Origin of the sequence: Avibacterium volantium (assembly GCF_049366555.1) — a bacterium.
GTDB classification, from domain to species: domain Bacteria; phylum Pseudomonadota; class Gammaproteobacteria; order Enterobacterales; family Pasteurellaceae; genus Avibacterium; species Avibacterium volantium_A.
Window position 1 is genome coordinate 1 of sequence record NZ_JBMMGT010000015.1, and the last position, 15,226, is coordinate 15,226.

A 15,226-nucleotide genomic window follows, 5' to 3' on the forward strand; every position below is an offset into this window, starting at 1 on the left:
GGCCAATGCTCAAATTCAAGCGGGCCAAATTTGTCACGCTGATCCTGAAGTAACAGCGTATAACTATGCAGGCGTATGGGAAAAATTTGAAGATGGCTGGATTTGTAATTATTGGCAGTTTTTGCCAGAAGATGAATGGGAAGAGGTGATTATAGAAGAAGATGGCATTGAAACTGAAAAAGAGAAATAAAAATAAACCCCAATTGATTAAATTGGGGTCATCGCTTTTGCAAAGGGGGGTCCAGCTAATCAATGATTGCTATCTTCACAGTCCCTAAGTCTTCCTATATGCTATACTTCAATCACAGTGTTGTCAATGTATTAATTAATATGGTTTAACGTTATGGTGTCTAAAATTAGTGAGCTGTACTCTCTCTTATCCCAATCAAGAATAGAAACATATTTATCTTATTTTAAAGATGAGAATGACTCAGCAGTAAAAGAGAGATTGGCATACGAACTTTATATTTGGAACATACAAATAAGTGCCGCACTTTTGGAAGTGATTAGTCTATATGAAGTGGCATTACGAAATGCCATCATTAACGCGTTAGAACCTAGTTATAGAATACATAGCATTTTAAATGACAATTTTATTCGTGCATTAAAACCTGCAGCAAGAGAAGAATTGCTCCGTATTGTAAATAAGTTGTCTTCACACAAAACCTACGAATTTCATTTTATCAATGGACGCTTACAGCCGTTAAGGATAGATACAACTGAGATTTCGCCAGGAAAAGTTGTAGCAGAGCTTAACTTTATATTTTGGGAAAATATGTTATCAAGAACGCATCGGGTAAGATGGATAAATCATTTTAATAAAGCGTTTCCTAATACTTGTATCTCTACATCTAATGAGAGAGATTCAATTATCAATGATATACATAGTATAACGGGCAGAGTACGTTATTTAAGGAATAGAATTTGTCATCATGAGCCAATTTTTGATGAAAATAAAATTGATCTTATCAGCGTATTTAATGAGATAAAGCAGGTACTATGTTATATCTCGCCTAAAACAATAGAAATATTGGGACAACTTGAACGAATAAGCCAGACAATATTGCGAAAACCCCAAAAGGGAAAAGGCATAAGGGAAATCCCCTAAGGGATTTAAGGGTAACCTTTCCAAGGGGAAAGGTCTTACCCGAAAAGGCCAAAGGGCTAAATGGCCTTTTCTCGCGTTATTTATATTTTTTATGGGATATCTGAATGTTCAAATCACTGACACAACTTTTCAAATCAAAGCCAAATACGTCTAAAATTAAGAAAGAAAATGCAGTACAGAGGCAGGAAAAGCAAGATATAGAGGGTTGGATTACGCCTTATTCGGCAAAAACTTTGCTTAATACGGAATTACGGCAGCGTTATCTTGGTTTACTCTGGCAACAAGTTTCAATGACAAGGGAAATGTTTGAACATTTGTATCAAAAGCCCATTGAACGTTATGCCGAAATGGTCCAGCTATTACCTGCCTCAGAATCACATCACCACGCCCATTTAGGCGGTATGCTAGATCACGGTTTAGAAGTGATTTCGTTTGCGGCTAAGTTACGTCAAAACTATGTTTTACCTTTAAATGCTGCACCAGAAGAACAAGCAAAACAAAAAGATGCTTGGACTGCGGCAGTGATTTATTTAGCCTTAGTCCACGATGTTGGCAAATCTATTGTAGATATTGAAATACAGCTACAAGATGGGAAACGTTGGCTCGCTTGGGATGGCATACCAACATTGCCTTACAAATTTAGGTACATTAAGCAGAGAGATTATGAACTCCACCCTGTATTAGGAGGATTTATTGCAAATCAATTAATTGCAAAAGAAACTTTCGATTGGTTGGCAACCTACCCAGAGGTATTTTCTGCGTTAATGTACGCAATGGCAGGACATTACGATAAAGCCAGCGTATTAGCTGAAATTGTGCAAAAAGCCGATCAAAATAGTGTTGCATTGGCTTTAGGTGGCGATATTACTAAATTGGTTCAGAAACCTGTCATTTCTTTTGCGAAACAACTTGTTTTAGCGTTACGTTATTTAGTTTCACAAAAATTCAAAATTAGTGACAAAGGTCCGGGAGATGGCTGGCTTACGGAAGAGGGATTATGGCTAATGAGTAAAACCACCGCGGATCAAATCCGCGCTTACTTGATGGGGCAGGGGATTAGTGTGCCAAGTGATAATCGTAAGTTGTTCGACGAAATGCAGGCTCATCAGCTTATTGAAAGTACATCAGAGGGGACGGCGATCTGGTATTGTCAGCTAAGAGCAGATGTTGGTTGGAAACCCAAAGATAAGTTTAGTTTATTACGCATTAAACCTGAGGTAATTTGGGATAACATTGACGATCGCCCAGAATTATTTGCTGGAACAATCCGTGTTGTAGAAAAGGAAAATGAGGAAGAAGAAAATACATCGAATACAATAAATGCTGTTGCAGATACTGCACCTATAAATAAAAAAGGAAATACAGAGACTACCTCAAACTTACAAGAGAAAGATGCCGAACTTCAATCACATAATATTGATGCAACATTAGAAAATAATGATGAGAATAGTGTTGATTTTTTACTAAATATGTTCGCACCTAATAGCAATAATAAGCAAAAAGTTGAGAATATATCTTCTGAGAATTCTGAAACTGAGGCAACAATGACATTAAAATCTGAGTCAGAGGATTTAGATACTTGTATCACTGTTGAAACGGAGGCTGTTGTTGTATCTTCAACAGATAAAAATAAGCATTTAAAATCCGAAGGTCAGAAATTTGTGGATTGGCTAAAAGATAAACTGCTAAATAATAAACTCACTTTTAATGATCGTACGGCAAAAGTTCATATTGTTAATGATTGTTTATTTATTGTTAGCCCAAGTTCTTTTGAACTATATTTACAAGAAAAAGGGAAGCCTTATAATGAAGAATGTGTAAATAATTTACAATATGAATTTCAAGCATTAGGCTTACATAGAAAACGAATGAACAAGGATGATACGACTAATTTTTGGCGTTGTAAGGTGATTGGACCTAAAAAATCGTCATTCTTAACAGGTTATCTTGTCCCGAATACCAAATTATTTTTTGGTGATAAAATCTTAATAAATAATAGATACCTATTATTAGATGACTAGATACTTCTAGGTTTATCTAAAAAATATAATTTAATATGTATCTAAATCATTTAATATTTTGGTTGTCTTGACGTATTCTATAATAATATACTAATAAACCTATTAACTTTTCTTCAAGTGATGTTTGTAGCATATAATCTTGAGGCGTAAGACTGTACTGGTAAAGTTGTTGCTCAATCGGTGGATTTATATTTATAGTGCGCTCCATATCATAAAGTGCTGTTTTTAATTGAGAAATTGTTATTCCTTTTTTTTCTTGTTCTGCTGTAATTAGCTCTTTTTGTAATTGTGTTATTTTCTGTTTCAGTTGATTTTTTGCCAACTCTTTTTGAATGTATTCTACATATTTAACAATGTTTTCTTGTTGGTTTAATTGATACTGTAATTCAATATTCATTGAGTCAATTGTTAAGATACCTGGTGAACTATGTGGTATAGGTTGAAAGTTCTCACTTTTTTGTTGTAGATAAAAATAACTAACTAGAAAGGATAGTATAACACCTATGCAAAAACTACTTAGAAGGCTAATGTAGCGTCTATTATTTTTAGGTGGAGAAAAACTATGAGTTGCTTCTATCACTGGGGCATTGGGATGTTCATAGTTTATTATCTTTTGTGCTCTAGAGGGAGTTTTTTGAATTTCTTTTTTAACGTTTATGTTCTTCTTCTCTTCTATATGAAAATTATTATCCCGCTCTCTTTCTATTTTCAGTTTCTCTTGTAATAAGTTTAATGTATTAGTCAGATTACAAGATGTATTTGTATGTAGACTAATTTGATTTAGTATTTCTGTAAGGTGATTTTTTAGCCTGTAGAGCTCTTTTGAGGTTTTATCATCAATGTTTATACTTAAGATTAAAGGACTAATATGTTTATTTAACCAATTTAAGATATTTATCCTAGCCTGAATTCCATCAGGCCAGAATGTAGACCAGTGATTACTCATTAAAGTAGCCATAATGCTTAGATTTTGATTTATTTGTGTAATAGTGGGATCTAAATAAGATTTGGCAACGGTATAATAGCAAAGCGTTTGTAGATCCATACCATTTTGGTTAAATATACCATAGGATAAATTAGCAACTTTCCTCCAGTCAATACGTTTTTCTGGACGACTGAGAAAGTTGATTTGCTCCCTAATTTTTAAATAAGCATCTGTATTAGAAGGGTTTTTGCCTACTTGGATTTCCGTAATGTTTTTATCCATATTTTTCATATCTATTCTTTAAAATAAAGCATTTAAAAAGCATACTAATATAATGTTTCAGGTAATTTGAATAGTTTAAATAGTTCCTTAGAAAATGGGTTGTCTGAGGCATCAATATGTACTCTATAAGTAGCATATCCTCCATCAACATCATAGCGAATATCAAATGATCCTTCTTTTTCATTACTTATTTTTCCAGTAGTAAGTAATTTCATTTGTGCCCAAGGTCCTTTGAAGATTAAACTACGTGGAGCATTACTTGATGTTGGAACGAGTGTCAGCTTACTTTCTACATTCGCATTCATTGAATTTGGCCAGACAATATTTGTTTGTTTTTTTAAGCCATGTGAATAATCAATAATTTGACCATCAAGATTTAATACACTACGTCTTTTATTTGCTGAAATATTGATTGGCTCAATGGTAAATTGAATACCAATTCCATTTCCTGTATTAAAGAACGTATCTCTAATTTCTTGAGCCAGCATTAATTGCTCAACGACATCATTCCTAATTAATGGTGAGTGATCCTCTGATAATTCAGTTAGGTCGCTTTCGATAAATGGTTTTAAATTATGTTGATAAAATTCATCCAAAATCCCATTAGGGGCAAAAAAACGGGTGAATTCACTTAGTGGAACCTCTTGTGCGCTATCAGAAAAAGGATAACGCCCATCTATATAGGTTTTATATAGTTTTACCACTTTATTGTTCCATTCAACTTCTAATGAAACAATAGCTGATTTTAATACTGCACGCCAAGAATATTCCGCAAGTTGTCCTAACCAACGAGAAACTGGTTGAGGCTGTGTTTTTGCTAATTGCTGCAGTTCTAGAATAGGATCAGATGAGCGCTGATCTATTCTTAATTTTACTGCTTGTAATGCAGCTTTTCCAGAATCTGGTGCATTATGGATGGATAGAAGATAGCGATGTAGATCAGATAGCTTCTGATAAATATCTTGCAATGCACTATTTTTGTTTTCTGCATCGTTTAAGACTGATTTTTCTTCAGCAAAACTATGATCTATCTGCGACATTAATCGATACTCTAGCGTATTTATTGCTTCTTGCAATTCCTTTCCTTCTTTATCTGGTAATATAGGCGGTAGCGTATTTTCGCTTAAAATAACCAAGGCTCGCTTAATTGTTTGTTCTCCGCCTGTTATTTTTTCAATTGCACTTATTGCTTCTTCCAGGTTAGCAAAATCCCTAATATCTAAATTATTTAGCGCAGATCGCCAAGTGGAAATATAATCATTCACATATTGTTCTGAAATACGCTCGCTAATACGTTGTCGATCTGCGTCGCTGTATTCCATATTTTCTTTAAGATTTAATACCCAACTATCCATTGCTATTAAATCAATTAAATGCTCATTTTGTTTAACAAAATAATTTTTTAGTCCATGTTCTGTAAAGAATCTAGGGATCTTCAATAATTGCTCATTATTTGCCATATACACTGTATCAAAACCTGAGCCTATTTCATCCCTATAATTCAAAGGAGCCGCAAGCACAGTGTTTGCTTTTATTTTTAAGTTTTGGTAAACCCGATCGTAAATTGAGAGACGAGCTAATTCGATTTGAGCATCCTTTATGGATAAATCATAGGGTTTATAAGCCTCAATGAGAATCTCATCTCCGTTTAATCGACCGTTAAACCAGTTAGTATGTTGCAATGCATAATCTAGATGTAACATTAGATTATCTTGTAATCCTTTTTGTCCTGGAAATTCATTACTCCAGTAATTACGCATAAACTCTTTGACAAAACGGTTATCTCTACCTGTTTTATCATCAAGCATACGCATTACCCTTAGAATTTCTAATTTTTCTTCACTTTCTGCTGGCGCATTATTGAGTTCGATTAGTAAACCACTCATAATGGCTGGAATAAACCTTAATTGAAGAAGCCTTAAATAAGTGCTTTCTACATAGGGGCCAATATCGTTACCTTGATATAGTCCCATATCCTTAAAAATATAAGATTTATCGTGATAATTGCCGTAAGATAATGTGGCTTCTCGGATCGGGTTAAGTAGTGGTAATTGTTTATCGCCAAAATGATCTTGCTCAGAGGAAATAGGGATCGCTTTAAACTCTTTTACTTGTTCAAGTACATTGATACCAGCCTGATAGTTTTTATAATAGAAGTAATGCCAGCTTCCTAATAAAGCTAATGCAAGAATACCACTTGAGATACAAAATGTTTTTATGTAAGAGCGATATTGCTTTATCCAGCCTTGGCTTTCTTGTGCGAGATTTGGATAGCTAAAAATAACTTGCTCAAAGAGTTCATTACAAAAATAAGGTTGAGTATTTTTTACTCCCCATATTGGGTAGGTTTGTCTACCAAGGTGATATTGTTCCGATGCAGACTGTACAAAAATGTCATCTATTTTCCCTTTTTGAGTTGCAGATGTCAGATAAACCCCTTTTAGAAAATGAAATGAACGACTTTTATTCGTCATTAAACTTTCCAGAAAGGGAATGCATATATCCATTGCTGTTGCTAATTGTCTTACATAGCTAAAAAGTTGGCTACGTTTTTCAGAAGTCGTTTGATAGAGTAAGGAAGGGAGTAGAGCATTCATTTGAGAAATCCAGTGATTCCAAAAATGCTCTAACTCTATTTTCCAATTTTCACCGTGTTGACTAAAGCTAATACCTAATGCAGCATCTTTTTGTTCTTTATTTAATGTATGGTAAATACTATCAAAGCCGTGCAATATATCTAGTTTTGTCATAATCAGGTAGATGGGCAATGCTCCCTGAGTCATCTCAAAAATATCTTGCAAACGCTGAGATAATAGCTTTACATACATTTCTTTCTGAGCTTTGTCTGACACTAATAATCTATGTATATCGATAGTAAGAATGATGCCATTTAATGGTTGTCTTGCTCTTTGTTCGGCAATTTGGTGTAATAAATTACCCCACAATTTTTTATATAATTTGGGTTTTTCTTCAATATTATCGAGCTGTTCTATGAGATTGTGATTAGGGTTTATTACTACGGCTTGTTTATTAGTAAATATCGAGAAATTTACTCGCTGCTCACCCTCTTCATCATTATATAATTTAGTAAAATTTCCACCTTCTTGCAGTAATGTAGTTTTTCCGCTATCTTCAATTCCTAATATAAGATACCATGGCAGGAAATAGGCATAGTCTTGTTGGTTTATATGTCTTTTGAATTGATTAACCCAATGGTCAAAATATCGACGTTGTGCATCTATTTCAGGTTTTATAGATTGATACTTTTGTTGTTTATCTTCTTGTTGACGTGCTTCAAGTGTTCTTAATCTTTGGATTACTTTCCAAGTAATAAAACTTATTGCAATAATAATTAATATAGCTGTTGTTAGCCATCTAGAAGTTAAACTTGATAGTGGTTTATATTCACCTAAAGCAAAGTGTTCTCCTTTTAGCCAGATGAAGATTAATAATGCAAACCACCCTATAATACATAGCACAATTCCTGAACTTCTAATTTTCGTTAAAAGTGGTTTAAATGTTGTTAATGCTAATGGTAATTTCATTTTTATAAACCTTATATTTTTAATTTCTATCTAATTTTTGTTTAAGTGTACTATATAAACTATCTTCCCATTCTTTTACAGAAAGATTTTCTATGGATTTATAAATAGAAAAATAATGCTGTTTGGCTAGCTCATTGAAGCCTTTCTCTTCTAGTAGTTGAGCTAAGAAAATTTGATCATAAAACTTGTCTTTTAAATCTGTATGTTTCTTTCTATTCAAGGATCCAAGTGCAATTTCAATATCTTCATTAGATAAATCATCAGTAGATGTTCCATTAACCTGAAGTGCAGATGTATTATCATTTATATACAAATTATCCTCAGATAGCCATTGTAGCAAACGTTCAGAGCAGAAAGCTGTTCCATCGCTAAAATACAATTCTTTTAATTGAGGTAAACGTTCTAAAAATTCATTTACGGAATCTCTAATAGCATTTGCTACTTCATCATAGCCCAATGAAATAGCTATCATCGCAGATAAATAATGTCCTTCAAACCAGTAAGGCGAAACAGTGAGACTATGTTCGATATCTTTCCATAATGCAAGATCTGCATTTGCTATTGATGACTCATAATAGGCGATTCGATCTGCTGAAGGTGGAGATAAAGGCGTTTTATTTTCTTCAGCTAAAGGAATTGTAGTAATGTTATTCCAAATTGCATAGCGTCTGAGTAAATAACCTAAAGGTTGGGATATTTCACGATCTAATAAATATTCTACCACCTTAAACAAGGTATTTTTCCAAGCTCTCTCATTGCTTGCATCCACTTCTATAGGGTCAATAATAGAATGATTTGATGGCGTAGAGGAACTAAACGTTTGTTTTTGTGATTTCGGTGGTTGTTTCTGTTCGGGATCTTTAGGAGTAATGGTAATTTCTCGATCTACAGCGTAACGAGAAAGTAAATCCATCAATGTCGTAGCCAGTTTGTTATCTTGCCAATATTGATGAAGTTTATTTAATAGTTGAAGTGCAACTTCTTGTTCTATTCGGGAGGCAGATTGCTTGAAGTTGTTAGCAGCATTTTCAAAACGTTTACAGATTTGTACTGTTAAACGATATTTCTTTAGTTCAGAAGATGGCGGTGCGTTTTCCCAATATAGCTCGACATAATCACTCAATAATTGCAGAGCAAGTAATACTTCTAAAACACCACCAGAATGCTGTAGCGTTCGTAATAAATGGGCTAAGATTCTTAAATCTTTACTTTCGTTAGAGAGTAGAGAAAGGGCCGTTTTTTGAACGTTATCAATATCCAATAGTTCATGTTCTAGAGAGCCTAGCTTAACCATTTCGCCATCTAAATATTCCCAGTCTAGATTTTGTTCTGAGATTTCTTGCTCAATCGGCGAACTAATAGGAGAAGCTATTAACTGACGCCAAGGATGTTGTTCTAAGTAATCCATAGTGTTGCTCAACGTTATAAAATTTATTTACCAGTGACAAGCTGTTCGTAGTGGCTTAATTTCATTAGCCAATTCTTTGATATTGAAGATCAAATCAGAAAATTCTTTATGTTTAGCTTGTATTTTTAATGTATCTGCATTAAATAATTTTTGTATTTCTTTGATCCCATCTAAACCACGGCTAGACTCGAGTAAAAAATAGTCTTCACGAACAAACCATTGTGTTGAGAATGTCGAATTTTCTGTTGTCAATATCACTGAAATACTATTTCTTTTATTGATAGGAGCCGGTAGAGCTACTTGTAATCGCGTGATATTATCAATACAACTAAACATAAGAATTGGCCTATTTGAACGATGCCCTAAAGCGGGTGTTGTTAATAGTATTGTTGGATTAGTATCTCCGTGTTCAGTTAAGATAAAATGGGTAGTATTCGTTTCGCGTTTTGCTTCCTGCTGATTTGCTCGAGTCCACGCCTCTCCTTTGGGGGAGTTTGAGTTTTGCTCCCCAGTTTCTTGACCAATAGAGATAGAATCATAGCATTCTATTCGTTCTAACACAGATTGAACCGTACGGCATTTTTTTATGTCTTTTAATAGGGAAAGATCTAAATTTTCTCCCTTTTCACTGGCGTGTATAGAAAGAGGGAGAAACAGAATTCCGATCACGTATAAAATTAGCTTAAATTGCATTCTTTGTCTCCAATTTTTGCAATAAACGTATGGTTATCAACGATAAAGTGGATATGATCTATGTTTTCCTTATTTGCTAATGCCTGTAAAAGTAATAATGAAATTGGAGGTAATAGTTGGCCATCTATAATTGATTCAAGGACTCTAGCCCCATTTTCAGATCTACTTGCACGAGATAAAATTTCCTCTTTCACTTCTTCTGAGATAGTCACTTTTGCATTAAAACGTTCAGTGAGTAGGTTAACGAGCTTATTGAGTTTTCCATTTACAATGGTCAATAGCGTTTCTTTATTCAATGGTAAATAAGGAACGATTTCCATTCTTGCCAAAAGAGCTGGTTTGAAGAAATTTGCTAGTTCAGGATAAAGCTTATCCGCTATCACTTCAGGCGTTTCGGCATTCTCTACAATAGTTTGGTAGCCTAAATTTGATGTTAGAAAGAATACAATATTTTTACAATCAATTAATCTACCTTCTCCATCGGCAAGCTCCCCCTTATCAAAAGCTTGATAAAAAAGGTTTAGTACGTCTGGGTGCGCTTTCTCGACTTCATCTAGTAAGACAACGGAATAAGGTTTACGTCTAATTGCTTCGGTAAGTATTCCTCCCTCGCCATAACCAACATAGCCAGGAGGCGAGCCAATCAAGCGAGAAACAGTATGCTTTTCTTGAAATTCAGACATATTGATTGTCGTTAGATACTGTTTCCCTCCAAATAATAAATCTGCAATTTGTATTACTGTTTCTGTTTTACCTACACCACTTGGACCTACTAATAAGAATGAGCCTAGCGGGCGTCCTAATCTACGCAAATCAGCTCTTGCAGTAAGTAAATGTTTATATAGGTGGTGAATTGCAAGATCCTGACCTTTTATTTCTTGGGTTAAAAATTGAGGTAGATGGGTAATTGTATTCAATTCATCTTGTGATAATTTGTCTAATGGGACTCCGGTCCATTCTGCAATAACACTTTCAATCTGCTGTTTCGTCACTTGAGGTGCAACAAGAATTTGTGTTTCTTGTAATTTTGATAAACGAGAGGATAAATGTTTTAACTTATTGATATTTGATCTTTTATTCGCAACATCATTATTTAAAAGAGCCTCTCTTAATTTTATAATCTGGTTTACGCAATCTTTTTGCTTTTCCCATTGTTTAGATAAGGTATCCTTTTGCTTCTGTATATGATTGTATTGTTTATTTAATTGCGTTAAACGAACATTATTTTGGCTAAATCCTATTGAAATTTCACGCTCTAATAGCTCAATTTCTAATTTTATCTGTGATAATTGATTCTGAAATAAGGCTAGTTGTTTTGGCGGAGAAGTGAAATTAATAGCCACCCTAGCACAAGCTGTATCTAGTACATCAATGGCTTTGTCTGGTAATTGTCTGCCTGTTAGGTAACGTTCACTCAATTGAGCTGCGGCAATAAGCGCTTCCTCTTCAATCAATACATTATGGGCGGTTTCATAAATATTTTGTAACCCCCTTAAGATCACTATAGATTCTTCAACATTTGGCTCATCAACCTTGACTAATTGGAATCTACGAGAAAGTGCGGCATCTTTTTCAAAATATTTTTTGTATTCACTCCAGGTAGTTGCAGCAATAGTTTTTAATTCTCCTCGAGCAAGTGCGGGCTTCAATAAATTGGATACATCTAACCCACCTTGTTGATTACCTGCACCAATTAATGTATGAGCTTCATCTATAAAAAGAATTATTGGTTTTGGTGAATGACTAACTTCATACATAATACCTTTAAAACGTTTTTCGAACTCACCTTTTACAGATGCACCAGCTTGCATAGCTCCGAGATCTAATGTCATCAACTCGGTATCTTTCATATTTTCAGGGACATTTCCTTCCACAATACGTAAGGCAAGCCCCTCAACTAATGCGCTTTTACCAACGCCAGCTTCTCCAACGATGATCGGATTATTTTTTCTACGACGACAAAGTATATCAATCATTAAGTTAATTTCGTCATCTCGGCATAAGACAGGATCTAATTTATTTTCTCTTGCTAATGCGGTCACATTCTGTGCATATTTATTAAGAAGCTGATGTTCAGTTTCATAGTTATTTCTATTTTGCTCTCTTTCGAAAGTATCGCTTTCACTAGAGCCAAATGTAATTTGCTCAAATTGTTGCTTTAATAAATCACGATTGATATTAACTAAGATATTCGATACTTTGGGTAATAAGTAACGTTGTGGTGTTGCAAGTAAAGTTAATAAAATAGCGCCACTTCTAAGGACTTTTTGATTAAGTTCAGTGGTTGTTAGCAACCAGGCATCTTGTAATAAATCTACTAATAATGGTGAGAAACTAGGGTAGTTCCCCTCAACTAAAGATGGAGTTTGAGGTAATGTTTCTTGGAGCTGTTCTGACAGTGTATCTATGTCGATGTCAAAATGAGAAAGTATTTTTCTTATATCACAAAGTGGGGTTTTTATTGCTTGTAATAACAGATTAGGTACCAAAATTTCTGTTTGGTTTTCTGACATACATTGTGCAGCAGTACTTTCCATAATGGATTTAGTAACTGGAGAGAGTTTGGCAATAAGGCTGGATAATTCTACTTTCATACATTTTCCTAATTAAGTAAATTATTTAATTGCTCTAAAATTACATCACTTTGATGGTCTAGCATAAAGAAATAGACCGCATAAATACAAGTTAATACGATAATGAGATAGATAAGAATTCTTTTAATTGTGAGCTTTTTGGTTAATGAATAAGGTTGTTGTATTTGCTCATCATTATTTTGATATAAAACAAGATGTTCTGGTTTATTCTCTCTTAATGTGAGGAGCAAATCATATAAACGTTTAAAAATATCTTCAAACTCAGCATTATGATTGTTTATTTTGTAACGTCCTTTAAACCCCAAGGAGAAGCATAGATACATAAATTCAAGGAGATCTCTATAACGTTTAGGTTCAGACATTAGCTTATCGAGTAAGATATAAACTTTCTCACCACCCCAAGTCTCATTATGGAAATGAGTCAATAAGGATTTATTTAACCAGCTATTGCTGCTTCCCCATCCATGCGATAGCACAACCTCATCAATAAATGTGCATAAAATATATCGGAAAGAGACAATCATACCAGCTTCATAATGATTTTCTCTTAGTAACTGCTCCATAGACTGTATATCCGTCACCACTTGCGAATACAGTTTCTCTGGCATCATATCTGCATTTACTTCTTTTAGGCGTAAAATCATTCCGAGTAATGGCGTTGCAGCGTCAATCATCTTATTAATGTTATTTCCGCGCAAGGGAAGATGATAATATTCTTGTAATGATAAATCAGACTGATCGAACATAAATTAATTCCTTATCGCCCATAAATGCATATCTAAATCTGGAAATTCGCCTGATATATGGAAAGCAATAGTTCGATTACGTTTAATTTCTTGCCATTCATCTGAATTTGTATCTAGCTGAAAATAAACATAACCTGCATGGTAAGGTAGCTCTCTTGGGGCTGCACCTAATGATATAAGAGAAACACCGGGTACTTGTACACTTACCAGTTGCTGTAGGCGACCTTGAGAGGTAACTTTGGTTTGATGCATAAATTGATGAGTTAAATTTTCAACAGGTATTCTTGCAGACACAGCTAAAATAAATGTTGCAGTGTTGAGTAATTGTTCATCATTAATTGCTGCAGAACGAATGCCATGTTCGTTAATAGTAAGTTGGATTGATACTGCTCTAGGTGTTAGAACTGTACTTAATGCCATTCTAATTTCAGAACATAGTTGCTGAAAACTTTTTGTCAAATTAAGGTGATCATAAGGAGGGAATGGGCTTACTGTTCTCGAAGCATCAGTAAAAACCATCAATTCTCCACAAAATGAAGCAAGTTCTCGATAAAAATATTCAGGATGTAAATTAGGATGAATATTTAAATGACGATAAAATGGCAACTTACGGTTAAGTAATTGTAGCATTAAAAATTCAGAAACCTCAGCAACGCCTCGCTGTCCTGGAGAACCAATGCGGGATGCCAATGTTAATGTTCGTTGATCCAGTGTATTTTCCATTTCAACGACAAAATCTTTCAATACTGCAGAGGCAGATATCGTCATACAGGTTGGAATAAACTTTTCATCTAAAATAATTTGTCCGTTTTCCAACCGCTCTTTTATTTTAGCAATAGGGATATAGGTATAAGCACTCTTATCTTCCATTTCAAACATTAAGCGTGGTGATAATTGAGCTAAAAATATGGTTGAAGTATCTCCATGAGGTGTATGCAAATCTCTTATTTCTTCATGAACTTCTTTATAACGTACGATATGATTATTTTTTTGATTTTCTGATTGAATTTCATTAATAGTATTCGTTAAAGTAGGTAATGCTAAATAAATGCATTGTCCAACGACATTATCACCTTGTTTAACTTCAAGAATATTTGGGCTGGCATCTTGAGATGGTATATCAAAATAAGTACCATCAGAAAAATAACCTTTTGCAGCGATGAGAGAAATTCTACCTAAGTTCAAAAGCTCCGAATCAATTTCTACGTATTGTAATCCATAATTATACCCTGTCAGAGAAAGGAGCTGGTTCGACAGTAGATAATCTAAATGCCGTTGTTGTTGCTGGAAGTGCTGAGGTCTAACAAAAGTCCCTTCTCCCCAAATAACGCGATTTCTTGTTGCCATATTTATTCTTTATACTCCTTAATATCAAATGTCCATTTTTTTAAATAAACTAAAATATTATAATGGTATCCCTTACCTTTGATTGGAATGACTTTACGCCATTGTGCTTTTTCTGGATCTGAGTAATAGGCAATAACCCCTAAATAACGTGTATCTTTATCTAATGTAATATCAGAAATAACCTTGTACTGATCTGGTTGAACTGCATAATCTTGATGAGAAATATAGTTTTTTCCTAGTATATCTTTTAAGCTATCTCCTTCAAATTGTTCATAGTAAGAGGCGAGTAATTTTGAGTCTTCAGAAAGATAAATAACTTGTAATTCTAAAGGGGAAGGCTCACCATCATCATTAGGATTAACATTATTATCAGTTAATAAAGTTAATGCCATTGTAGATGGCCGATCTTCAATTGGTCCTACTGGGGTGCTAGGGTCACTAATTATCTGCCCAATTTTTGTCGCTGTTTCTAAAGTGCTACTGCACCCAATTAAGACTATGCTAATTGGTAAATAAATGGCAATTTTCAGGAAAAAACTAAATTTGCTAATCATACT

Annotated in this window: 10 protein-coding genes and 1 pseudogene; 3 read left to right on the plus strand and 8 right to left on the minus strand. The window is 34.2% G+C overall.

The genetic code is table 11. From position 1 onward, the window contains the following. The 3 genes and pseudogenes from ACLS0A_RS06285 to mobH all read left to right on the plus strand — a co-directional run. Positions 1 to 190 (plus strand): annotated as a pseudogene (locus ACLS0A_RS06285) (hypothetical protein); the annotation flags it as partial. A 153-nt stretch (positions 191 to 343) separates the two neighbouring features. Beyond that, positions 344 to 1,108 (plus strand): Abi family protein, encoded by a 765-nt coding sequence (locus ACLS0A_RS06290; protein ID WP_416083143.1) that lies wholly within the window; start codon positions 344 to 346, stop codon positions 1,106 to 1,108. Between the two features lie 104 nt (positions 1,109 to 1,212). Continuing rightward, positions 1,213 to 3,129, plus strand: a complete 1,917-nt coding sequence (mobH, locus tag ACLS0A_RS06295; protein ID WP_416083144.1) for a MobH family relaxase — start codon at positions 1,213 to 1,215, stop codon at positions 3,127 to 3,129. Positions 3,130 to 3,175: 46 nt separating this feature from the next. On the opposite strand, the gene ACLS0A_RS06300 is transcribed toward mobH, so the two are convergent. Genes ACLS0A_RS06300 through tssJ form a run of 8 tightly spaced genes read right to left on the minus strand, consistent with a single transcriptional unit; the run spans position 3,176 to position 15,223 of the window. Further along, complete coding sequence (locus tag ACLS0A_RS06300; RefSeq protein ID WP_250349941.1) at positions 3,176 to 4,345, minus strand: type VI secretion system ImpA family N-terminal domain-containing protein; 1,170 nt, start codon at positions 4,343 to 4,345, stop codon at positions 3,176 to 3,178. A 35-nt stretch (positions 4,346 to 4,380) separates the two neighbouring features. Continuing rightward, complete coding sequence (tssM, locus tag ACLS0A_RS06305; RefSeq protein WP_250349942.1) at positions 4,381 to 7,881, minus strand: type VI secretion system membrane subunit TssM; 3,501 nt, start codon at positions 7,879 to 7,881, stop codon at positions 4,381 to 4,383. A gap of 19 nt (positions 7,882 to 7,900) precedes the next feature. Next, the gene (tssA, locus tag ACLS0A_RS06310) at positions 7,901 to 9,289 is read right to left on the minus strand and encodes a type VI secretion system protein TssA (protein ID WP_250349943.1); all 1,389 of its coding nucleotides are present in this window, start codon (positions 9,287 to 9,289) and stop codon (positions 7,901 to 7,903) included. A gap of 27 nt (positions 9,290 to 9,316) precedes the next feature. Then, positions 9,317 to 9,982, minus strand: a complete 666-nt coding sequence (gene vasI / locus ACLS0A_RS06315; RefSeq protein ID WP_250349944.1) for a type VI secretion system-associated protein VasI — start codon at positions 9,980 to 9,982, stop codon at positions 9,317 to 9,319. Continuing rightward, on the minus strand, positions 9,967 to 12,576 hold the full coding sequence (tssH, locus tag ACLS0A_RS06320) for a type VI secretion system ATPase TssH (RefSeq protein ID WP_416083145.1): 2,610 nt from the start codon (positions 12,574 to 12,576) through the stop codon (positions 9,967 to 9,969). The genes vasI and tssH overlap by 16 nt, the downstream gene beginning before the upstream one ends. A gap of 8 nt (positions 12,577 to 12,584) precedes the next feature. Next, on the minus strand, positions 12,585 to 13,322 hold the full coding sequence (icmH, locus tag ACLS0A_RS06325) for a type IVB secretion system protein IcmH/DotU (RefSeq protein WP_250349946.1): 738 nt from the start codon (positions 13,320 to 13,322) through the stop codon (positions 12,585 to 12,587). A gap of 3 nt (positions 13,323 to 13,325) precedes the next feature. Further along, on the minus strand, positions 13,326 to 14,669 hold the full coding sequence (gene tssK / locus ACLS0A_RS06330) for a type VI secretion system baseplate subunit TssK (RefSeq protein WP_416083146.1): 1,344 nt from the start codon (positions 14,667 to 14,669) through the stop codon (positions 13,326 to 13,328). Positions 14,670 to 14,671: 2 nt separating this feature from the next. Further along, on the minus strand, positions 14,672 to 15,223 hold the full coding sequence (gene tssJ, locus ACLS0A_RS06335) for a type VI secretion system lipoprotein TssJ (protein ID WP_250349948.1): 552 nt from the start codon (positions 15,221 to 15,223) through the stop codon (positions 14,672 to 14,674). Positions 15,224 to 15,226 lie beyond the last annotated feature (3 nt).